We start from the raw sequence: 22,081 nt of genomic DNA on the forward strand, positions 1-22,081 counted from the left end.
TGCGGCCGACGACCGCGTCCGGGCCGGCGTTGTCGGCAAACCCGTGACCCACCACGAGGTCGCAGCGTGTACGCGGGGCGGCGGACACGTGAAGTCGAGACACGGCTCGCCCCGCTTCGGGGCCAACGGGCGCTCGGCACCGCAGCGTTCACCCTGCCTTCACCGACCTGACGCGAAGGCCACTTCCGCGCCTCCGTGCGGCCTCCTAGCCTCACGCCGGTCCGAACTCGTCCCGTGATCCGACCTTCGTCGCTGGCCGAACAACCCGACACCCGGCGCGGGACCGGCCCGGCCCATCTGCCGGAGTGGCTCCCTGAGACACGTCGGCGCTCACCGGACGCACCGTCACCGGTGAGCGGGTCCGGCGAAAGGGCGGCACCTCCGCACAGGGGTGCCGCCCGATCCATGTGGCCGGTGCACCGCGGCGGTGACGGGGCGTTGCCGGCCGGTGAGGACCGGGTCGGCGCCCGTGTCGTCGGCCAGGTACCGCCGGAAGAAAGCAGTGACTACGTGGTGCCCGGGTGATCGCCGACGTGCGGCTCAGCGAGCGCGCAAGCGGCCCTCAGCCCTGCCCGGACGGCGGCTGCCCTGAGTCGCTTCTGTGCACCGTGCAGTGCAGTGAGTCGTCGCGGACGTCGGCGACGATCGTGTCGCCGGGGTCGGCCTCGCCGCCGAGCAGGAGCGTGGCGATGCGGTTGTCGAGCTCCGCCTGGATCGTGCGGCGCAACGGACGCGCACCGAACTCCGGCTGGTGGCCGTGGGCGATGAGGAGCTTCTTGGCCGCCTCCGTGACCTCCAGGCCCAGCCCCTGCGCGCGCACCTTGCGCCTGCTCTGGTCCAGCAGGTGGTCCACGATCTGCCCGAGGTCGTCCTCGGTCAGGGCGTGGAAGATGATGATGTCGTCGATCCGGTTGAGGAACTCCGGCAGGAACCGCGTGCGCAGGTCCTCCATCAACTCGTCCTTGAGGTCGGAGACATCGCCCTTGTGGTCGAGGATGCGGCGCGCGCCGATGTTGGACGTCATGATGACGACGCAGTGCCGGAAGTCGACGGTGCGGCCCTGCGCGTCGGTCAGCCGGCCGTCGTCCAGGATCTGCAAGAGGGTGTTGAAGACGTCGGGGTGGGCCTTCTCCACCTCGTCGAAGAGCACCACGCTGTAGGGCTGGCGGCGGACCTTCTCGGTGAGCTGGCCCGCCTCCTCGTAGCCGACGTATCCGGGAGGCGCGCCGACCAGCCGGGCGACGGTGTGCTTCTCCTGGAACTCGCTCATGTCGAACCGGATCATCCGGTCCTCCTCGCCGAACAGCAGGGCGGCGAGGGTCTTGGCGAGTTCGGTCTTGCCGACACCGGTCGGGCCGAGGAAGAGGAAGGAGCCCACGGGCCGGTTGGGGTCGCCCATGCCGGCGCGGTTGCGGCGTACGGCCTGGGAGACCGCGGTGACCGCCTCGTCCTGGCCGACGATCCGCGCGTGCATCTCCTCTTCGAGCCGGAGCAGCTTCTCCTTCTCGCTGGCGGTGAGCTGGGAGACCGGGATGCCGGTGCGGCGGGAGACGACGTCGGCGATGTCGGAGGCCGTGACGGAGACGACGCCCTCGCGGCGCTCCTCGATCCCGGCGAGTTCCCCCTCCACCTCGGCGATGTCCCGCTTCAGCTCCGAGGCCTTCTCGAAGTCCTCGGCGGAGACGGCCTGTTCGAGCTCACGGCGCAGCTTGGCGATCCGGTCCTCGCGGCTGACGATCTCGGTGGACCGTCCGGCGCCGCGCAGCCGCACGCGGGCACCGGCCTGGTCCATCACGTCGATCGCCTTGTCCGGCAGGAAGCGGTCGCTGATGTACCGGTCGGACAGTTCGGCCGCGGCCACCAGGGCTTCGTCGTCGAAGCGGACTTGGTGGTGCGCCTCGTAGGAGTCGCGGAGCCCCTCGAGGATCTGCACCGTCTCCTCGACGGTGGGCTCGGGGACCATCACCGGCTGGAACCGGCGTTCCAGGGCGGCGTCCTTCTCGACGTACTTGCGGTACTCGTCGATGGTCGTGGCGCCCACGACGTGGAGTTCACCGCGCGCCAGGGCGGGCTTGAGCATGTTGCCGGCGTCCATGGCGCCCTCGCCGGTGGCGCCGGCGCCGACGACCGTGTGCAGTTCGTCGATGAACAGGATGATGTCGCCGCTCGCCGCCTGGACGTCCTCGATGACCTTCTTGAGCCGTTCCTCGAACTGTCCCCGGTACTGCGCGCCCGCCACCATGCCCGACAGGTCCAGTGACACGACCCGTTTGCCCTTCAGGACGTCGGGGACCTCGCCCGCCACGATGCGCTGGGCGAGGCCCTCCACGATGGCGGTCTTGCCGACTCCGGGTTCGCCGATGAGCACCGGGTTGTTCTTGGAGCGCCGGGAGAGGATCTCGACGGTCTGCTCGATCTCCCCGGCCCGTCCGACCACCGGGTCGAGCTTGCCGGCCTTGGCCTCCTCCGTCAGGTCTCGGCCGTATTCGTCCAGGGTCGTGGCCGGCTGTTTCCGTTCGGCGGGGGCTCCCTCGGCGCGCGTCGCCGGCTGTTCGGTCAGGCCCGCGAGGCGCTGGGTGTCCAGGCCCTCGGCGCGCAGCATCCGGGCCGCTCCCGTGTCGCTCTCGCCGAGCAGGGCGCCGAGGATGTGCTCGGGACCGATGTAGGAGACGCCGGCCGCCTGGGACCGGGCGTAGGCGGCGCCGAGGGTGCGTTTGGCCGCGGGGGTGAGGCCCGGTTGCGCGGAGGGCTCGCCGGACTCGCGCGGCAGGATATTGGCCAGCTCGCCGGCGAGGGTGTCGGGGTCGACGCCCACCTGGGAGAGCAGCCGGCGTGAGGGGTCGACCTGGGTGGCCGCCCAGAGCAGGTGTTCGGTGTCCAGGTCGGAGGTGCCGTCGTCGGCGGCCCGTTGCGCGGCCAGGTTCAGCAGTCGCTGCGACGATTCCGTCAGCAGCCTTCCGATGGGTACGCGCTGTACTGCGGGGGGTGATGATGCCGGCGACATTCCGAAGAAACGATTCAGCAGCTCATTGAACGCATCCGACGAACCGAACGGCGCACCGAACGACATCGACATGACAGCTCCTGGTACGGCAGAGAAGCAGCGACCGGAACAAGGCCCCCGAACGGCCCCTACTCACTGAACCCCCGTGGGGACGGCCCCGCAACCGGAAGGGAACGGCGGCAAATCCGGCCTGCCCGTACCTACACAGGGCCGACGGCACAGTCCGCGCCCGGCCCGCGACACCCCGACCGAGGCGGTGGTTCACACGGGTGTGTGCCCCCGCAGATACGTGCGCACGCTCGCCGGCAGCGGTGTGCCCGCGGTCTCCTCCATCGGTGCCCAGCGCACCTGCTCCGGTGCGAAGCGGCCGCCGTCCGACGGTGACTCGCTCAGCAACTGGCACACCACGGCCGTCTCCCCCGCTGTGTCCCGCGGCGTCAGCGGTTCCGTGCCGTCGACCAGGTAACCGGTGAGCTCGTAGACGATCCGCGCCGCCGTGGCCTGGGCCGTCTCGGCCGGTTCCGGGGTGCCCGAGGGCAGCGTCCAGCCCTCTCCATCCGGCACCAGCAGCAGCCGCCCGTCGTACACGACGACCGCCCGCACCACACCCTCGGCCTGCTCCAGCGACATATGGCTCCCCTCCCCAGGCACTCCTTGCCTACCCAGGGGTGCGCGGGTGATGCACGGTGGCGTCAGTACAGCACCGGCAGGTCCCCGGGCCGTACCCGCAGCGTGACCGGCAGGGTGGCCTCCACCTCGCCGTCGGCGCCGTAGGGGACGGGCCGGGTGGCCTCGATGCGCAGTTCCCTGCCCCGCAGGACGCGCACTTGCGGGCGGTGGATGTGGACGCCCGACTTGAGCTCGTTCATCAGGGCGAAGAACAGCCGGCGCGGGGCCTCGCGGATCAGCACGACGTCCAGCAGGCCGTCGTCGACGCGCGCGCCGGGAGCGATGAGCCGGCCGGAGCCGTAGTAGGGGGAGTTGGCCGCGACGACGGTGTAGCCGCGGTGGGTGTGTTCCTCGCCGTCGACGGTGACGCGGTAGTCGGCCGGTCGCCAGGTGGTGACGGCGCGCAGGCCGCCCGCGTAGTAGGAGGCGGCGCCGCGCAGCAGCCGGGCGTTGTTGGCGTGCCGGTTGGCCTCCGCGTCGACGCCGGCGTACACGCTGCCCAGCACCACCGTGCGCGGGTGGACGGCCGACTCCACCTCGATCGTGTCGACGGGCCGGGGTTCGGCGTGCAGCAGGATGCGGGCGAGCGCGGCCGGGTCTGCGGGCAGGTCGAGCGCACGGGCGAAGTCGTTGCCGCGTCCGGCGGGTACGAGGCCCAGGACGGTTCCGGTGCCGCTGAGCGCGCCGCCGATGCCGCCCGCGATGCCGTCACCGCCCACGGCCAGGACGATCCGGCCGCGCTCACCGGCCGCGCGGGCGATGTCCTGGGCGTGGGCGAGGCTGCGGCTGTACTCCGTCTCCAGTTCGGCCCCGGCCTCGCGGAGCAGCCGGGCCAGCCGGAGCAGGGTCGCCGCCCCGGTGGAGCCGCCCGCGGTGGGGTTGACGACGGCGGTGAACTGGCGCATCGGTGGGCCTTTCGAGGCAGGCGGTCGGATCGGGTGGGGTCAGTCGGTGGGCAGCAGCACGCCGGGGTTGAGGAGCCCCTCGGGGTCGAGGCGGCGCTTGACGGCGCGCAGGGCCGAGACGCCGAGCGGGCCGGCCTCGCGGACGTACCAGTCGCGGTGGTCGGTGCCGACCCCGTGGTGGTGGGAGATGGTGCCGCCGGCGGCGAGCACGGCCTCGTTGGCCGCGTGCTTCGCGGGCGCCCAGTGGGCCACCGGGTCCTCGCCCTGGGCGCTGACGACGGTGAAGTAGAGCGAGGCGCCGTTCTCGTACACGTGGGAGATGTGGCACATCACGAGGGGCGGGGTGCCGGCCCGGGAGAGGGTGTCCGTGAGCGCCGTGCGGACGGCCGTGTAGAGATCGGGGATCCGGGACCAGAAGGCCGCGGTCTCCAGCGTCTCGGCGAAGGCGCCGACGTCGAGCAGGGCGTCGCGCAGATAGGGAGCGGAGTAGCGGCCGTGCGCCCAGCGCTCGCCGGGTTCGGCGCCGGCCGGGGTGCCGCCGCAGGCCGTCAGGACGGCCGCCGCCCGTTCACGGCGGTGCGCGGTGTCCTCGGCCGTCCCCTCGTATCCGGTGATCGCCAGGCACCCGGCGTCGCTCTGCGCCAAGTCGGCGCCGATCGCCTCGGGTTGGGCGAGGCCGATGAGTGTCTCGGTCTCGTCGGACAGGCGCAGCACGGTCGGCCGGGGTCCGTCCTGGGCGAGCCGGCGCAGTGCGGTGGTGCCCTCCTCGAAGGAGCCGAACCGCCAGCCCTCGTACACCCGCGTCTCGGGCAGGGGGCGGATCCGTACGGTGACGGAGGTGATGACGCCGAAGGCGCCCTCGGAGCCGAGGATGAGCTGGCGCAGGTCGGGGCCGGCGGCGGAGCGGGGGGCGCGGCCGGTCTCGATGGTGCCCTCGGGGGTGGCGAGGGTGAGGCCGAGCACCATCTCGTCGAAGCGGCCGTACCCGGCGGACGCCTGCCCGCTGGAGCGGGCCGCCGCGAAACCGCCGATGGTGGCCCATTCGAAGGACTGCGGGAAGTGGCCGAGGGTGAAGCCGTGTCCGGCGAGCAGGGCCTCGGCCTCGGGGGCGCGCAGGCCGGGCTGGAGGACGGCGGTGCGCGAGACGGGGTCCAGGTCGAGCAGGCCGTTCATGCGGCGCAGGTCCAGGGCGACGAACGCGGTGCGCTGCGGGGCGAGTCCGCCCACCACCGAGGTGCCGCCGCCGAAGGGTACGACGGCCAGGCCGTGCGCGGCGCAGGCGCGCAGGACCGCGAGCACCTCGTCGTGGCCGGCGGGCAGGACGACGGCCTGCGGGACGTCGGTGACGTCGCCCGCGCGGATGCGCAGCAGGTCCGGGGTGGACTTGCCGCGGGTGTGCCGGACGCGGCTCTCCGAGTCCGTGCGGACGTGCTCCTCGCCACCGACGGCCGCGGCGAGCGCCTTGAGGGCGGCGGGGCTCGCCGTGGGGGCGGGCAGGCGGATGTCCTCCAGGCCGAGCGCGGGCGTGCTGCGCGGCTTGACGCCGAGCAGGTCGCGCAGCAGCCCGGTCACCGAGTCGGGCAGCGGCGCCGCCTTGGCCGGGTCGCCCCAGCCGTTCCACAGCATGTCCATTGAACGGTCGTCCTCACAGGTCGGTGTGCTCGTCGGGGTGCTCGTCGGGTGTTCTGTCCGCGCGGCTCGGCTGCCGGCTCCGGGGCCTGCTCGCTTCCGCCCGGGCCCCGGGGCGTTACACTGTGACACATGACGCCCATTCGTCACAACGGTTCGGGCAACGGCTCGGACAACGATCACGTGCTCGACGCGGTACGCGACTGCGTGCTGGCCGTCGGCGTACGGCGCACCACGCTCGCCGACGTGGCCCGCCGCGCCGGCGTCTCCCGGATGACGCTGTACCGGCGCTGGCCGGACCTGCGGAGCCTGGTGGGCGATCTGATGACCCGGGAGTGGATCGACGTGGCCACCCGGGCCATACCGGAGCCCGCGCCCGGCACGGCCACACGCACCCGGATCGTGGACGGACTGGTGGCCGGGGTCGAGGCGTTCCGCGCGCACCCGCTCTTCCGCAAGATCGTCGACGTCGATCCGGAACTGCTCCTCCCCTACGTGCTCGACCGGCGCGGCGCGAGCCAGGAGGCGCTGCTGGCGCTGCTCGCCGACGCGCTGCGCGAGGGCCACGCGGACGGGTCCGTACGACCCGGCCACGTCGAACGGCAGGCGCGCGTCCTGCTCTTGACCGTGCAGTCCTTCGCCCTGTCCCTGCGCACGATGACCGACGAGAGCGATCCGGAGCTGGACTCCCCCGCGCTCCTCGGCGAGCTGCGCACCCTTCTGGAGAGGACCCTGACGCCATGAGTCACACCGAGGCCGCGCCCGGCTCGTCCCTCAGCGCACACCGGCGCGGCCGGGAACTGGCCGAGGCCGCGGACGGCCGGACGGCCGACGTCCTGGTCGTCGGGCTGGGCGCCACGGGCGCCGGAGCCGCGCTGGACGCGGCGGCCCGCGGGCTGGACGTCGTGGCGGTGGACGCCCATGACCTGGCCTTCGGCACTTCCCGCTGGAGTTCCAAGCTCATTCACGGCGGGCTGCGCTATCTGGCCTCCGCGCAGTTCGACGTCGCCCACGAGAGCGCGGTCGAGCGCGGGGTGCTGATGACCCGTACGGCCCCGCACCTGGTGGCCGCCCAGCCGTTCGTGCTGCCGCTGACCCCGCTGGTGTCCCGGGCGCAGGCCTCGCTGGCGTGGGCCGGCTTCCGGGCCGGGGACATGCTGCGGCTGGCCGCCCGGACCCCGCGCCAGGTGCTGCCCGCGCCCCGCCGGATCTCGGCGACGGAGGCCCGGCACCTGGCGCCCTCGGTCCGCGCGGCCGGGCTGCGCGGCGGGCTGCTGTCCTGGGACGGAAAGGTGACCGACGACGCCCGTCTGGTGACCGCCCTGGCCCGGACCGCCGCCGCGCACGGCGCCCGGGTGCTGACCCGGGTACGGGTGCTGGAGCTGACCGGCACGGGCGCCCGGATCCGCGACGAACTCACCGGTGAGGAGGGCGAGATCAGGGCCCGCGCCGTGATCAACGCCACCGGCGTGTGGGCGGGCGCCCTCACCGACGGCATCCGAATACGGCCATCCCGGGGCACCCACCTCGTCCTGCGCTCGGAGCGGCTCGGCGCCCTGCCGGCCGGCCTGCACATCCCGATCCCCGGGGAGACCAACCGCTTCGTGCTGGTCCTGCCCCAAGGGGACGGCCGGGTCTACGTCGGCCTCACCGACGAACCGGTCGACGGCGGGATCCCGGACGTGCCGGAGGTCCCCGAGACCGACATCGGCTTCCTCCTGGACGTGCTCGGATCGGTCCTCGACACCCCCGTGTCCCGGGACGAGGTCGTCGGTGCCTTCGCCGGGCTGCGCCCGCTGCTGGACACCTCCGCGCACGAGGGCGCCGAGGGGGCACCCCGCACGTCCGACATCTCCCGCCGGCACGCGGTGCTGACGTCGCCCGACGGTGTGACCACGGTCGTCGGCGGCAAGCTCACCACCTACCGGCGGATGGCGCAGGACGCCGTGGACGCCGCGGCCGTGGCCCGCGGCCTGCGCGCCGCCCCCTCCCCCACGGCCGCGCTGCCCCTGATCGGCGCCGCCGCCCCCGAACGCCTGCGGGCGCTGCCCGCACCGCGCCGCCTGGTCCGCCGCTACGGCACCGAAGCCCTGGCGGTCCACGCCCTCGCCGCCCAGGACCCCGGCCTGGCCGAGCCGGTGCTCCCCGGCCACCCGGTCACCCGCGCCGAACTGCTCTGGGCGGTGCGGCACGAGGGCGCCCTGGACGAGTCCGACCTCCTGGACCGCCGTACCCGCATCGGCGTGGTTCCGGAGGACCGCGTCCGGGCGGTCCCCACGGCCCGGGACATCCTCGCTCGGACGGCGCCGGTGCATCCCTGACCCGGGTGCCCGGCGGACGCCTGCTGGTCCGGTAATCGATTGCGCCGGGACCCCCTCCCCGGCATCGTTCGACACATCCCGTGGTCCTTCGAAGGGGGTCCTCCCGTGGTGCTCGTTCCCGGTCGTCGTGTGGCGCTTCTCGGCGGGGGCTTCTCCACGGACGAGGACGGGCTGCTGGACGACTGGCTGCTCCCCCGTGCGAGGAACCCCCGCCCCAGGGTGTGCTTCGTGCCCACGGCGAGCGGCGACGCGCCCGGGTACGTCGACCAGTTCCTGCGCGCCTTCCGCCCCCGTGACTGCGCACCCGCCGTACTGCCGCTGTTCCGGCGCGAGTTGGACGACGACGCGCTGCGCGCGTTCGTGCTCGCCCAGGACGTGGTGTACGTCGGCGGCGGCAACACCGCGAACATGCTGGCCGTCTGGCGCGTGCACGGCGTGGACCGGCTGCTGCGGGAGGCCTACGACCGGGGGACGGTGCTGTGCGGGATCAGCGCCGGTGCCAACTGCTGGGCCGACGCCTCGCACACCGACTCCTTCGGTCCGCTCGCCTCGCTGCGGGACGGGCTGGGCCTGCTGCCGGGTTCCGTCTGCCCGCACTACGACAGCGAGCCGGGCCGCCGCCCCGCCTACCGGCAAGCCGTCGCCGAGGGGACGCTCCCCGGCGGCTGGGCGCTGGAGGACGGCGTGGGTGCCCTGTTCACGGACGGACACCTGACGGAGGCGGTGACGCGGAGGCCGGGGGCACGGCTGTACCGGGTGGACCCGGCGACGCCGGGGACGCCGGGGACGCCGGGGACGCCGGGGACGCCGGGGACGCCGGGGACGCCGGGGACGCCGGGGACGCCGGGTGAGCATGGAGGCGCCGGCGAGCGCCCGGTGCCCTGTCGCCCGCTCGGGACGGCCGCGTGACCCGGCGTCAGAGCAGACGGCGGATGTCGCCGCGGACGCGGTAGAAGCCGCCCGCCGCCGGGTGCAGGGCGTCCACGACGTACCGTGCGCCGGGTTCGCGTATCGCGCGCGGGAACTGGACCTTCCAGGACGAGTCGTAGCCGTCGGAGACCACGTGGACGCGCAGTCGGCCGCCGTCCTGGACGCACTCGACCACCACCGAGCCCGCGGGCGCCTGGGTGACGGTGGCCACCGCGGCGACCGCCGTGGCCGGGGCGTACGTCGGTGTGACGGCGGCGAGCTTGACGTCCCGCACCACCGGCACCGTGCCCTGCTGGGCCGCCGAGACGGCCGCCTCGCTCGCGTCGACGCACACCAGCGAACCGTCGGTGGTGACCAGGTACAGCCGCTCGTCGCGGTACTGCATCGACAGCGCCGAGCCGCTGCCCGTGCCGAGCTTCCACAACCGCGTGCCGTCCTGGTCGAAGCAGTAGACGGACGAGGCCGCGTCCCCGGCGAACACGAACCGGCCGCCGGGCGAGGTGGCGCACGAGTACACCGCGCTGTCGCACGCGTACGTCGCCTCGATGGCGCCGGTGTCCTTGGACAGCCGCTGCACCACGCGGTGCGCGGTGCCCGCGTACACCGCGTCCTGTTCCTGCCAGCCGAAGAGCACGCCGCCCTTCGTGGGGGTGTGCCACAGCTCGCCGCCGCCGTCCGGGGCGTAGGCGGTGACGCCCCGGTGGTGGCCGTGGTAGACGGCCCGGTCGTCGGCGCGGACCATCCAGGCGTGCTCGCCCTGGCTGCGGCGGGACCACTGGTGTTCGTCCTCGTGGTCGATGACGGTGAGCCGGCCCGCGCGGTCCGAGACGTCCAGGACGCCCTCGTGGATGTCCAGCCAGAAGATGTCGACGTCGGCGGCGATGTCGTAGGCGGCGAAGGGGAGTTTGGAGGACAGGTCGTAGACCTTGCCGTCGTCGCAGCCGGCGTAGATCCAGAAGTCGTCCGCGACCAGGCACTTCACCCCGTCGGGCAGGCTGAACCGGGCCAGGACGGCGCCCTGGTGGTCCAGGGTGTAGACGTCTCCGGCCTGGTTGCCCACCCAGCAGCGGTCGTCGTCGACATGGATGCCGAACGCGGCGGAGCCGGTGCGGAAGCGCCAGAGCACCGGGGCCACGGCACGGGCCGTGGACGGCGCGGAGCTGACCTGACGGCGGGTCACCGCGCGGGGCGCCCGCTGACCCCGCACCGCCGGGGCGTAGCCCTTGCGGACCTTCTCCCCCACCTTCCTCGCGGCGGCGGCCCGCGCCTTCTCCGCGGTCGGGAACGTCGTCGTCTGCGTCTGTCCGGCCGCGCCGATCCTGCCGTACCGCACCGTCACCACCTGTCCGTCGACGGTGACTTCGTAGAACTTGTGGGCGCCGTCGCCCTCCTGCGACAGCTCCAGGTACGTCGTCGACACCGCGGACGCCGTGGACATGGCACACCCCTCCCCCAGACGGACCCGCGGCCGTTCCAGCAGGTCCTCAACTGCTTCTCACCGTAAGGGCACCCACTGACAATCACCCCGGGCCCCGGGACCGGCCCGGGACCGGGAGCGCAGGTGTCCGTCAGGCAAGGGCAACGAGGTCGCGGTAGTCCTCGTTCCAGAGGTCCTCGTCCGCGTCCGGCAGGAGCAGCACCCGGTCCGGTCGCAGCGCGTCGACGGCGCCCTCGTCGTGCGTGACCATCACGATCGCGCCGGGGTAGGAGCCGACCGCCGTCAGCACCTCGTCGCGGGAGGCAGGGTCGAGGTTGTTCGTCGGCTCGTCCAGCAGCAGGACGTTCGCCCCGGAGTGGACCAGGGCGGCCAGCGCCAGCCGGGTCTTCTCGCCGCCGGACAGCACACCGGCCGGCTTGTCGGCGTCGTCGCCGCCGAAGAGGAAGGCGCCGAGGACCCGCCGCGCCTCGCCGGGGGCCAGGTGTGGCGCCGCCAGGGTGAGGTTGTCCAGGACCGTACGGCCGGTGTCCAGCGTGTCGTGCTCCTGGGCGAAGTAGCCGAGGCGCAGTCCGTGCCCGTGCACCACCCGTCCCCCGTCCGGCCGTTCGGAGCCGGCCAGGATGCGCAACAGCGTGGTCTTGCCCGCGCCGTTGAGGCCGAGCACGACCAGCCGGCTGCCCCGGTCCACCGCCAGGTCCACCCCGTCGAGGACGCGGTGGCCGCCGTAGGACTTGGTGAGGCCGATCGCGCCGAGCGGGGTCCGCCCGCACGGCGCGGGCTCGGGCAGCCGGATCCGCGCGGTCCTCTCGGTGCGCCGGGCCGGTTCCAGCCCGGCCAGCATCCGGTCGGCGCGCCGGGACATGCTCCGGGCCATGGTGGCGGTGGCGGAGCGGGCCTTCATCCGGTCGGCCTGGGCGTGCAGCGCGGCGGCCTTGCGCTCGGCGCTCGCCCGCTCGCGGGTGCGGCGTCGCTCGTCCGCGTCCCGCCGGCTCAGGTAGGTCCGCCAGCCCGTGTTGTGGATGTCGATCGTCGCCCGGGTGGCGTCCAGGTGGAAGACGCGGTTGACGGCGTCGGCGAGCAGGGCGGTGTCGTGGCTGATCACCACGAGGCCGCCCTGGTGGCCCTGGAGGAAGGCGCGCAGCCAGGCGAGCGAGTCGGCGTCGAGGTGGTTGGTCGGCTCGTCCAGCAGCAGGGTGCGGTCGGTTCCGGCGAACAGGATGCGGGCGAGTTCCACACGGCGTTTCTGTCCGCCGGAGAGGGCGCCGACCGGCTCGTCCAGCACCCGTTCGGGCAGCCCGAGCCCGGCCGCGACCCGGGCCGCCTCGGCCTCGGCGGCATATCCGCCGGCGGTCTGGAAGGCGGCTTCGGCGCGGGCGTAGGCACCCATCGCCCGTTCCAGCGCGGTCGCGTCGGCGGCGTCGGCCATCGCCGCCTCCGCTTGGCGCAGGGCGCGCAGCGCGCTGTCGAGACCGCGGACGGACAGGATCCGGTCGGTGACGGTCACGGCCGGGTCGGTGGCGCGCGAGTCCTGCGCCAGGAATCCGACCGGACTGGTGCGGGTGATGACGCCGGCAGCCGGCCTGGACCGCCCGGCGAGGGCGGTCAGCAGGGTGGTCTTGCCGGCGCCGTTGCGGCCCACCAGGCCGATCCGGTCCCCGGGCGAGACGGTGAAGGAGACTCCGGAGAGCAGGAGGCGGGCGCCGGCACGCAGCTCGGCATCACGAACGGTGATCATGCGGAAACGCTCCGAATCAGCGAGAGGACACACTTCTGGCGTGGAAGCGGGTCCTCGGCTAGGAGATTCGGGGCGTCGACATGCGGTCACGGTAACGGAGAGGCCCGCCCCGGCGCATGCCGTTTTCCGGCAGGGCCGACGCGGGCGTTCACCGACGGCGCGGGGCGGGTCCGCCAGGGGGTGGGCGACTCCGGGGCAAGCCGCCAGGGGCGGACGACTCCGGGGCAAGCCGCCAGGGGCGGACGGTTCCGGACGAGGCCGCCAAGAGGGCGGACGGCAGTAACTAGGCCGCCAGTTGGGGGTACATCGCGGCCAGGTCTCCGGAGAGGCCCGCCTTGACCTGCCGGCTGATGTCATCCGCCAGCACCTCGTACGCCCCGGCCTCGACGCCGTCGAGGGCGAGCGCGGCGACGTCCCCGGGGGCGGACTTGGGCCCGTCCACGTGGGCCGCCATGTCGGTGTCGACGTAGCCGACGTGCAGGCCGGTGACCCCGATGCCCCGGGCGCCCAGCTCCAGGCGGAGCGAGTTGGTCTGCGACCACAGGGCCGCCTTGGTGGCGCTGTAGGAGCCGGCGAGCGCGATCCAGGAAAGCACGGAGTGGACGTTGAGGAGGTGTCCGCCGCCGTTGCGCTCGATGGCCGGCACGAAGGCGCGGGTGACCAGCAGGGGTCCGTAGAAGTTGGTCTCGAACTCCCGGCGTACGTCCTCCACCGCGGCGTCCAGGAAGGAGTGCGCGCCGACCGAGATGCCGGCGTTGTTGATCAGGACGGTGACGTCCTGGGCCTGCGCCGCCGCGGCCGCGACGGACGCGGGGTCGGTGACCTCCAGCGCGAGGGGTACGGCGTCGGGGTGCGTGACGCTGCGCGGGTCGCGGGCCGTGGCGTACACCTTGGACGCGCCACGCGCGTACAGCTCCTCCACCAGCGCCTTGCCCAGGCCGCGGCTGCCTCCGGTGACCAGCGCGACAGAGTTCTTGATCGCCGTCATATCCATCTCCCAAGTCGGAAACCGATCGGTTTCCGACCACTGTAAACCGATCGGTTTCCAGCGGCAAGCCGTCATTCGCGTCGCTTATGAGCGTGAACGGCAAGGACGGACGGGCGGAGACGCCGCTGCCCGCAGGACGGGACCGGGCGGTGTGACCGGGCGGTGTCCGGCGGGGAGGTGTCCGGCGGGGCGGGGAACGGCCCGAGCGCATGGATTAACCGTTCCCCGCTCCCGCCGGTCGGCCCGTCACCGCCGCGCGGCTGAGCGACGTGCCGGTCTGTGGGGGTGCGCCCTCGGGCGGACGTGTCCGGATCCCGATCCTGTTCCGACCCTGCGACGCCGGGCCCGCGCGGGCCATCCGAAGGGGTCCGGCCGGGTGAGGCGACGCACGGACGGCGCAGCCTCGGCACGGATGCCCCACCCCCACACTGGCGGTCCGCGCGTCACGCCAGGTCGGCGGCCTGCGGGAACTCCCGACGCGGCCACGGGAGTTGAGTGCTATGTGGGAAGCTGTGCCCGGCCGTGCGCGGACCGAGGCCGTGACGGTCGTCGAGAGGAGCTCAGCGTGGTACAGGACGGCTTCGAGGCCGTGAACATCGACACCAGCAAACCGCATCCCGCGCGGATCTACGACTATCTGCTGGGCGGCAAGGACAACTACGAGGTGGACCAGCAGGCCGGTGACCAACTCGCCGCCGCGGCGCCCGAGGCGCGGATCGGTGTGCGGGCCAACCGGGCCTTCCTGCGGCGCGCCGTCCGGTACGTCGTCGGCAGCGGGGTCCGCCAGATCCTGGACATCGGCACCGGGCTGCCCACCTCGCCGAACGTGCACGAGGTCGCGCAGTCGGTGGCTCCGGACGTCCGCGTGGCCTACGTCGACAACGACCCGATCGTGGCCGCGCACGGCAACGCCCTGCTCAGCCGGTCCGGCACGACCCGCATCATCCTCGGCGACCTGCGGGAACCGCGGTCCGTCCTGGACCACCCCGACGTCCGCCACCTCATCGACTTCGACCAGCCGGTCGCCCTGTTCCTCGTCGCCGTCCTGCACTTCCTCACCGACGCGGACCGGCCCGCCGAGATCGTCGCCACGCTGCGCGACGCGTTGCCCGAGGGCAGCTTCCTGGTGCTCTCGCACGCCACCGGCGACTTCGCCGACCGCAGCGCCGCGCAGGCCGTGTACTCGAACGCCACCGCCTCCCTGAACCTGCGCACCCACTCGGAGGTGGAGCGGTTCTTCGAGGGCTTCGACCTCGTCGAGCCCGGCCTGGCCCAGGTCCCGTTCTGGCGCCCGGACACCCCGCCGCCGCCCCACTCGACGGAGATCGGCTTCTACGGCGGCGTGGCCCGCAAGACCGCCTGACCGACGGACCCGCGCCCGGTCCCCGCGGCGCGCGGGGACCGGGCGCCGCGGGGACCGGGCCCGCGGCGCGCGGGCCCGCGGCGCGCGGGCCGACGGCACGGAGGCGGCCGCCCCGATGCCTCGCCGTGGGCTCGGGGAGGATGCCGGGCGGACGGATCGGCCGGGGGCCCGGCCTGGTTCACCGGCGCTCCCGTCGGCCCGTCGACCCGTCGCCCGTCGCCCCGTCGCCCCGTCGCCCCGTCGGCAGGTCTCTCCCGTTCGCTTGGTGGCCGTCCGCCGCTGGTGCCACGCTGGGGGGAGAGGTGTCCGATGAGGGAGCTGGAGGGTCGATGGGGCGTGACGTCCCGGCGCTCGTCTTCACCCGCGAGGACCGCCGCCGGTACCGGATCAAGATGCAGGAGTGCCTGGACGCCTTCGCGCAGATGCTGCGTGAGGCACGGTTCGAGTCGGAGCGGCCACAGGTCGGCCTGGAGATCGAGCTGAACCTGGTCGACGACGACGCCGAGCCGGCGATGCGGAACACCGATGTGCTGGAGGCGATCTCCGACCCGGCCTGGGCCACCGAGCTGGGCCGGTTCAACCTGGAGATCAACGTACCGCCCCGGCGGCTGACGGCGGGCGGTCCCGACGCCTGGGAGTCGGAGATCCGGGCCGCGTTGAACCATGCCGACCAGCGGGCCCGTTCGGTCGGCACCCGGCTGCTCATGGTCGGGATCCTGCCCACCCTGCGGCAGGAGGACATCGGCGAGGACACCCTGTCGGAGAACCCCCGCTACCGCCTGCTCAACGACCAGGTCTTCGCGGCCCGCGGCGAGGACCTGCGCATTGAGATCGACGGAGGGGACCGGCTGCGCACGTACGCGGACACGATCACCCCGGAGGCCGCGTGCACGAGCACGCAGTTCCATCTGCAGGTGTCGCCGGAGGAGTTCGCCGACTACTGGAACGCGGCGCAGGCGATCGCCGGGGTGCAGGTGGCACTCGCGGCCAACTCCCCGTTCCTGTTCGGCAAGGAGCTGTGGCACGAGACACGGATCCCGCTGTTCGAGCAGGCCACGGACACCCGCCCGGAGGAGATCAAGGTGCAGGGGGTACGGCCCCGGGTGTGGTTCGGGGAGCGGTGGATCAACAGCGTCTTCGACCTGTTCGAGGAGAACCTGCGGTACTTCCCGGCCCTCCTGCCCCTCTGCGACGAGCAGGACCCGGCGGAGACGCTGGACCGCGGCGACACCCCCGAGCTGTCCGAACTGACCCTGCATAACGGCACGATCTACCGCTGGAACCGGCCGGTCTACGCCGTCGCGAACGACCTGCCGCACGTCCGGGTGGAGAACCGGGTGCTGCCCGCCGGCCCGACCGTGGCCGACACCCTCGCCAACGGCGCCTTCTACTACGGCCTCACCCGGGCCCTGGTGGAGGAGGACCGGCCGGTGTGGTCGCGGATGTCCTTCTCGGCCGCCGAGGACAACCTGCACGCCGCCGCCCGGCACGGCATCGACGCGCTGCTGTACTGGCCCGGGATGGGCGAGGTGCCGGTGCCCGAGCTGGTGCTGCGACGGCTGCTGCCGCTCGCGCACCGCGGCCTGGAGCGCTCGGGCATGGACGCGGCGTGGCGGGAGCCGCTGCTCGGCGTCATCGAGCAGCGCTGCGTCACGGCACGCAACGGCGCGGTGTGGCAGAAGGAGATGTTCCATCACCTCGCCGGGACCACGCACGCCGGCCGGCACGAGGCACTGCGCCGGATGACCCAGGTGTACATCGACTACATGCACCTCAACGCGCCGGTGCACACCTGGCCGGTGGACTGACGAGGCGTTGAGCCGCCGGGGCGCCGGGCGATCACCGGTCAGGCGTAGGACGGTCCTCGCCGCGGGACGGTCATCGCGGTGTGCGCCGTAGAGGACCCGTGACGGGTGTGGGGGCGGCCGCTCCCGGCTCCGCTAGCCGCGCGCCCCGGCCGGCCGTTCCAGGTTCTCGGTGCAGCCCGAGACGACCGGCAGATAGGTCTTGGCCCACTCCCCCAGTTTGCGCAGGGCGGGTTCCAGGGCGGCGCCGGACTCGGTCAGCCGGTAGGACACGCGCAGCGGGGGACCCTCGTCGACCTCGCGCAGGACGAGGCCGGCCGCGCCGAGCTCGGCGAGCCGGTCGGAGAGCATGCGTTCGCTGATGCCGGGGATGGCCCGCCGCAGGTCGGCGAAGTACGCGGGCTGTTCGACGAGGACGGCCACGATCGGGCCGCTCCAACGTTTTCCGAGCAACTGGAAGACACGCGTGATGCCGTCGTCCACCCGTTTGCATGCCGCGCTGTCGTGGTTCTGCTCCGCCGCCATGCCCCTAGCTTACTACCCCACCGTAGGGGGCTGAAGAAAAGTAAGTCGATGTGTTAAACATAGCTCTGTACGAAACGTGAGCCGCCGCTTTCGGGCGTCCGGCCGTCCTGCCCTATTTCAGGAGAAATCCCCCATGCCCACCCTGCTGCACATCGACTCGTCCGTGTTCTCGACCGAAGCGTCGGCTTCCCGTGCCGTGACGGAGGCCTTCCGCAAGCACTGGAAGGAGGAGCACCCGCAGGGCACGGTCGTCTACCGCGACCTGGCGGCGGCACCCGTGCCGCACCTCTCGGCGGAGGCGCACCTCGCCGGCTTCGTCCCCCCGTCCGCGCACACGCCCGAGCAGGCCGCCGTCTTCGCGGAGCGCGTCAAGCTGATCGAGGAGCTGGAGCAGGCCGACGCGGTGCTGATCGGCGCCCCGATGTACAACTACACGATCCCCTCGACCCTGAAGGCCTGGCTGGACAACGTGATCCTGTTCGGCCGCACCGCGGGCGAGACCCCGTCGGCCAAGGGCACCCCGGTGACCGTCGTGGCCAGCCGCGGCGGCTCCTACGCGCCGGGCACCCCGCGCGAGGGGTACGAGTACGTCCAGAACTACCTCACGGCCGTCCTCGCCGACGCGCTGGGCATGGACCTGGACTTCATCGTCCCGGAGCTGACCATGGCCCCGCAGAACCCGGCGATGGCCGAGCTGATCCCGCTGTACGAGGCCTCCCGCGACCAGGCCCTGGAGGCCGCGGCCAGCAAGGCCAAGCGGCTCGCGGAGCGCCTCGCGGCCTGACTCCTGCCGTACCGCACGACGGACCCCGGGCGCGGGCGCCCGGGGTCGCGCGCGCGTGGGGCCGCCGAAACGCTCAGGCCAGGACCAGCACCAGCGGCACGCCCGGGCACGGCACCAGCCGCAGGCCGTCGTACCCACCGGGCCGTCCGGCGGTGAGGAGCGCGCCGAAGTCCGGGCCCTTGGTGAGGGAGCCCGCCAGGTGGGCGGGGTCGGCGGAGGCGGCGACCCGGCCGCGGGCGTTCACCAGATGGGCCGGCCGGGACAGGCCCCGCAGCAGCGGGAGCACGGCCGCCTCGAAGTGCCGCAGGTACACGTCGGCCGCCGCCACCCCGGCGAACCGCCCCTGGAACCGCACCGGTTCGGACAGGGTGAGGCTGTACTCGTCGGAGCAGAGGTAGTCCACGTAGGGTCCGGCCACGGCGCGGCGCCCGGTGTCGCGGGGCAGCGCGAACCAGTCCCAGTGCGTGTAGTCGGAGTAGGCCGACCGGCCGGGGTCGAGATCGAGGAGGAGGGGGCGTACGGCGCCGTCGGCGCCCGCCTGCCACCACTCCAGCCAGGCCGGTACGTCGGCCAGCAGACCGGGGGCCGCGACGAAGCCGGCACCGGAGACCAGTTCCTCGTGGTGCAGGCGCAGATGGAGGCCCGGGCGCAGGGCGGCGAGGTCGCGGCTGGCGGGCCGGCGCCCCTCGGCGGCCACTCGGTCCAGCAGGGCCGCGGTGTCGGCACGGGTCGCCGCGACCGACGCGAAGACGGCCTCCAGCGCGCCGCACACCCGGGCGGCCACCCATGCCTCCGGGTCCGTCGCGACGGTGGCGAGCCCGGCGCTGACGCCCATCGTGTCCTCCAGCGGACGAAGAACCGGACGCGGCGCGGTCAGAGGGTGAGACGTACGGCAACGAGCCGCGCCGTCGACTCCCTGACGCACCGCTCGGCCAGCGTGCCGGCCGTTTCGTGCGCCCCATCTTGCACGGCGGAGATGACAGCGCGGTGACGGTCCGCAACTTCTTCACGATATGCGTCGTCGGCGAGGACGAGACAGAGCAGGGCGCCCACCTCGCTCTGCAGGGCGACCTGTTCGCGGGTGAGCCGGGCGGACTGCGCGGCGGCGGCGAGTTCGACGTGGAAGCGGCCGTACAGCCGGCTGCGCGCCGCCGCGTCCTCGGCGTGCGCCAGTTCCTCGGCCGTACGGCGCAGGGGCTGGAGGTCCGCGGGTTCGGTGCGCTGGGCGGCGAGCCGGGCGGCGGCGCCGGACAGGGCTGCCCAGTGGTCGCCGAGGTCGCGCAGCTCCTCGGTGCTCCAGCCGCGCAGCCGTGCCCTGAGCCGGTCGTCGGCGGGGACCTCGGGCAGGGAGACGAAGCTGCCGCCGCCGCGACCCCGGCGGGTGGTGACCAGGCCCTGCTGCCGCAGCGCCATGAGCGCCTCCCGCAGGGTGACCGTGGAGACGCCGAGGTGTCCGGCCAGTTCGGTCTCGCCGGGGAGCTGCTCGCCGTCGGCGAGGAGGCCCAGCTCTATGGCGTCGCCGAGGCGGCGGACGACCGCGTCCACACGGGCCCGGCTGTCCACCGGGCTGAAGACCGCCTTGCGGGCGCCTCCGTCGATCTCGTGCTGCCTCACGGTCACCACCTCGTGCGTTGACTCAAGCTTTACCTTAAGGGGACCTTGAGCTATGACCTATGACTTCATATGTTTACGGTTAACGTTCAGCGCGCCAGAAAGGTTCCCGTATGGAGGGAGTGGCGATCCGGCTCCAGGGCCTCGCCAAGTCGTTCGGCGGCACCACCGCCGTCGACGGGGTCGACCTGGAGATCCGGGACGGCGAGTTCTTCTCGATGCTCGGGCCGTCCGGCTCCGGGAAAACGACGGTGCTGCGGCTCGTCGCCGGTTTCGAGACCCCCGACCAGGGCCGGATCGAACTCGCCGGGCAGGAGGTCACCGGTCTCGCCCCGTTCGAACGGGACGTGCACACCGTCTTCCAGGACTACGCCCTGTTCCCGCACATGACGGTCGAACAGAACGTCGCCTACGGGTTGAGGATCCGCCGGATACCCAAGGCGGAACGCCTGGTCCGCGCCCGCAAGGCGCTGGCCGAGGTCCGCCTCGAAGGCTACGGACAGCGGCGGCCCGCCCAGCTCTCCGGCGGGCAGCGCCAACGCGTCGCACTCGCCCGCGCGCTCGTCGGCCGCCCCCGTGTCCTGCTCCTGGACGAGCCGCTCGGCGCGCTCGACCTGAAGCTGCGCGAGCAGATGCAGGTCGAACTCAAGGCCATCCAGCGGGAAGTGGGCATCACCTTCGTCTTCGTCACCCACGACCAGGAGGAGGCCCTGACGATGAGCGACCGGATCGCCGTCTTCGACCAGGGCCGCATCGCCCAGGTCGGCACCCCCGCGGAGATCTACGAACGCCCCGCGACCCCCTTCGTCGCCTCCTTCGTCGGCACCTCCAACCTGCTCGAAGGCGAGGCCGCGCACCGGATCACCGGCTCCGCCGGCACGTACAACATCCGCCCGGAGAAGATCCGCGTCCTGAAGGAGTCCGCCGAGGCCGACGAGCCCGAGCACGCCACGGCCACCGGCACCGTCGCCGAGGTCGTCTACCTCGGCGACGCCACCCGCTTCCTGGTCGACCTGGACGGCGGCGGCCGGCTCACCGCGCTCCAGCAGAACCTGGAGACCTCCTCGGCGGACGTCGCCGCCTACCGCGGCACCCGGGTCCGCCTCCAGTGGCACCGCCGGCACGCCGTCCGGCTCCCCTCCTGACACCGTCCCCCTCCCCCTGGAGAACGTCGTGCGTCTCACCCGTACCCTGCGCGCCTCTGCCGTCTGCGCCGCCGCGCTGCTGCTCGCCGCCGCCTGCGACTCCTCCGGCTCCGGCGGTACGTCCGCCACCGGCCTCAACCCGCCCGACCTCAAGGCCCCCACGAAGCTCGGAAAGACCGAAGGCCAGGTCAACCTCATCGCCTGGGCCGGCTACGTCGAGGACGGCTCCAACGACCCCAAGACGGACTGGGTCTCCGGCTTCGAGAAGCAGACGGGGTGCCAGGTCCACTCCAAGGTCGCCGCCAGCTCCGACGAGATGGTCAAGCTGATGAAGACCGGCGAGTACGACGCCGTCTCCGCCTCCGGCGACGCCTCGCTGCGCCTGATCGCCTCCGGTGACGCGGCCCCCGTCAACACCGACCTGGTCCCCAACTACAAGGACATCTTCGGCGGGTTGAAGAACGGCGCCTGGAACTCCGTCAAGGGGAAGATGTACGGCATCCCGCACGGCCGCGGCGCCAACCTCCTGATGTACGACACGGCGAAGGTCAAGCCCGCGCCCACCTCCTGGTCCGCCGTCTTCGACGACGCCGCGCGGTACAAGGGGCACGTCACCGCGTACGACTCGCCGATCTACATCGCCGACGCGGCCCTGTATCTGAAGGCCACCAAGCCCGAGTTGAAGATCAAGGACCCGTACGCGCTCGACCAGAAGCAGTTCGACGCGGCCGTGGCGCTGCTGAAACAGCAGAACGCCAACGTCGGCGAGTACTGGAGCGACTACCTCAAGGAGGTCTCCGCCTTCAAGAGCGGGGACTCGGTCGTCGGCACGACCTGGCAGGTCATCGCCAACCTCGCCGCCTCCGAGGGCGCGAAGGTCAAGGCGCTGGTCCCGAAGGAGGGTTCGACGGGCTGGTCGGACACCTGGATGGTCTCCGCCAAGGCCAAGCACCCCAACTGCGCCTACAAGTGGCTGGACTGGATCGTCTCCCCCAAGGTCAACGCCCAGGTCGCCGAGTACTTCGGCGAGGCCCCCGCCAACTCCAAGGCGTGCGCCGAGACCAGCGACAAGAACTTCTGCACGGTCTACCACGCCACAGACGAGGACTACTGGAAGAAGATCGCCTTCTGGAACACGCCCATCGAGCAGTGCCTCGACGGCCGCAAGGACGTCCGTTGCGTCCCGTACGCCAAGTGGGTGCAGGCCTGGACCGAGATCAAGGGCTGAG

General features: G+C 72.8%; 18 protein-coding genes. 8 read left to right on the plus strand and 10 right to left on the minus strand.

Annotation, left to right across the window (positions count from 1 at the left end):
• Nucleotides 1-562: 562 nt before the first annotated feature.
• The 4 genes from OO52_RS02825 to OO52_RS02840 all read right to left on the minus strand — a co-directional run bounded on the left by OO52_RS02825 (nt 563) and on the right by OO52_RS02840 (nt 6,210).
• Nucleotides 563-3,076, minus strand: a complete 2,514-nt coding sequence (locus tag OO52_RS02825) for an ATP-dependent Clp protease ATP-binding subunit (protein ID WP_030640551.1) — start codon at nt 3,074-3,076, stop codon at nt 563-565.
• A gap of 189 nt (nt 3,077-3,265) precedes the next feature.
• On the minus strand, nt 3,266-3,634 hold the full coding sequence (locus OO52_RS02830; RefSeq protein WP_030640553.1) for an NUDIX hydrolase: 369 nt from the start codon (nt 3,632-3,634) through the stop codon (nt 3,266-3,268).
• Nucleotides 3,635-3,696: 62 nt separating this feature from the next.
• Nucleotides 3,697-4,578, minus strand: a complete 882-nt coding sequence (locus tag OO52_RS02835; protein ID WP_030640555.1) for a YegS/Rv2252/BmrU family lipid kinase — start codon at nt 4,576-4,578, stop codon at nt 3,697-3,699.
• 39 nt (nt 4,579-4,617) lie between these two features.
• On the minus strand, nt 4,618-6,210 hold the full coding sequence (locus OO52_RS02840) for an FAD-binding oxidoreductase (protein WP_030640557.1): 1,593 nt from the start codon (nt 6,208-6,210) through the stop codon (nt 4,618-4,620).
• Between the two features lie 129 nt (nt 6,211-6,339).
• Here OO52_RS02840 and OO52_RS02845 point away from each other — a divergent pair, with 129 nt between their 5' ends.
• From OO52_RS02845 to OO52_RS02855, 3 genes are all read left to right on the plus strand, one after another.
• The gene (locus tag OO52_RS02845; protein ID WP_030640559.1) at nt 6,340-6,951 is read left to right on the plus strand and encodes a TetR/AcrR family transcriptional regulator; all 612 of its coding nucleotides are present in this window, start codon (nt 6,340-6,342) and stop codon (nt 6,949-6,951) included.
• A complete protein-coding gene (locus tag OO52_RS02850) occupies nt 6,948-8,528 on the plus strand; it encodes a glycerol-3-phosphate dehydrogenase/oxidase (protein WP_030640561.1) in 1,581 nt (526 codons plus the stop codon). Before OO52_RS02845 ends, OO52_RS02850 begins: the two co-directional genes overlap by 4 nt.
• 108 nt (nt 8,529-8,636) lie before the next feature.
• A complete protein-coding gene (locus tag OO52_RS02855; RefSeq protein WP_106971935.1) occupies nt 8,637-9,437 on the plus strand; it encodes a peptidase E in 801 nt (266 codons plus the stop codon).
• Between the two features lie 7 nt (nt 9,438-9,444).
• On the opposite strand, the gene OO52_RS02860 is transcribed toward OO52_RS02855, so the two are convergent.
• The 3 genes from OO52_RS02860 to OO52_RS02870 all read right to left on the minus strand — a co-directional run bounded on the left by OO52_RS02860 (nt 9,445) and on the right by OO52_RS02870 (nt 13,619).
• Nucleotides 9,445-10,896, minus strand: coding sequence for a WGR domain-containing protein (locus OO52_RS02860; RefSeq protein WP_030640565.1), 1,452 nt, complete (start codon nt 10,894-10,896; stop codon nt 9,445-9,447).
• 130 nt (nt 10,897-11,026) lie between these two features.
• Nucleotides 11,027-12,631, minus strand: a complete 1,605-nt coding sequence (locus OO52_RS02865; RefSeq protein ID WP_030640567.1) for an ABC-F family ATP-binding cassette domain-containing protein — start codon at nt 12,629-12,631, stop codon at nt 11,027-11,029.
• Between the two features lie 283 nt (nt 12,632-12,914).
• On the minus strand, nt 12,915-13,619 hold the full coding sequence (locus OO52_RS02870) for an SDR family oxidoreductase (protein WP_030640569.1): 705 nt from the start codon (nt 13,617-13,619) through the stop codon (nt 12,915-12,917).
• Nucleotides 13,620-14,184: 565 nt separating this feature from the next.
• Between OO52_RS02870 and OO52_RS02875 the strand changes: the two genes are divergently transcribed.
• The gene (locus OO52_RS02875; RefSeq protein ID WP_030640571.1) at nt 14,185-14,982 is read left to right on the plus strand and encodes an SAM-dependent methyltransferase; all 798 of its coding nucleotides are present in this window, start codon (nt 14,185-14,187) and stop codon (nt 14,980-14,982) included.
• Between the two features lie 329 nt (nt 14,983-15,311).
• Nucleotides 15,312-16,790 (plus strand): glutamate-cysteine ligase family protein, encoded by a 1,479-nt coding sequence (locus OO52_RS02880; protein ID WP_030640574.1) that lies wholly within the window; start codon nt 15,312-15,314, stop codon nt 16,788-16,790.
• A gap of 132 nt (nt 16,791-16,922) precedes the next feature.
• Here OO52_RS02880 and OO52_RS02885 read toward each other — a convergent pair whose 3' ends face one another.
• Nucleotides 16,923-17,312, minus strand: a complete 390-nt coding sequence (locus OO52_RS02885; RefSeq protein WP_030640575.1) for a winged helix-turn-helix transcriptional regulator — start codon at nt 17,310-17,312, stop codon at nt 16,923-16,925.
• A 133-nt stretch (nt 17,313-17,445) separates the two neighbouring features.
• On the opposite strand from OO52_RS02885, the gene OO52_RS02890 reads away from it, so the two are divergent.
• The gene (locus tag OO52_RS02890) at nt 17,446-18,096 is read left to right on the plus strand and encodes an FMN-dependent NADH-azoreductase (protein ID WP_030640577.1); all 651 of its coding nucleotides are present in this window, start codon (nt 17,446-17,448) and stop codon (nt 18,094-18,096) included.
• A gap of 73 nt (nt 18,097-18,169) precedes the next feature.
• Here the strand turns inward: OO52_RS02890 and OO52_RS02895 are convergent, their stop codons facing one another.
• Nucleotides 18,170-18,931 carry a PDC sensor domain-containing protein gene (locus tag OO52_RS02895; RefSeq protein ID WP_030640579.1) on the minus strand — a complete coding sequence of 254 codons (762 nt, stop codon included), beginning with the start codon at nt 18,929-18,931 and terminating at the stop codon, nt 18,170-18,172.
• 38 nt (nt 18,932-18,969) lie between these two features.
• Nucleotides 18,970-19,710: a FadR/GntR family transcriptional regulator gene (locus OO52_RS02900; RefSeq protein ID WP_030640582.1), complete on the minus strand. Its 741-nt coding sequence runs from the start codon at nt 19,708-19,710 to the stop codon at nt 18,970-18,972.
• A 110-nt stretch (nt 19,711-19,820) separates the two neighbouring features.
• On the opposite strand from OO52_RS02900, the gene OO52_RS02905 reads away from it, so the two are divergent.
• Both OO52_RS02905 and OO52_RS02910 read left to right on the plus strand, forming a co-directional pair.
• Nucleotides 19,821-20,852 carry an ABC transporter ATP-binding protein gene (locus OO52_RS02905; RefSeq protein WP_030640584.1) on the plus strand — a complete coding sequence of 344 codons (1,032 nt, stop codon included), beginning with the start codon at nt 19,821-19,823 and terminating at the stop codon, nt 20,850-20,852.
• A 28-nt stretch (nt 20,853-20,880) separates the two neighbouring features.
• Nucleotides 20,881-22,080: an ABC transporter substrate-binding protein gene (locus OO52_RS02910; RefSeq protein WP_030640586.1), complete on the plus strand. Its 1,200-nt coding sequence runs from the start codon at nt 20,881-20,883 to the stop codon at nt 22,078-22,080.
• Nucleotide 22,081 lies beyond the last annotated feature (1 nt).

The sequence above is a fragment of the Streptomyces flaveolus genome, assembly GCF_000716535.1.
Lineage (GTDB): Bacteria > Actinomycetota > Actinomycetes > Streptomycetales > Streptomycetaceae > Streptomyces > Streptomyces flaveolus_A.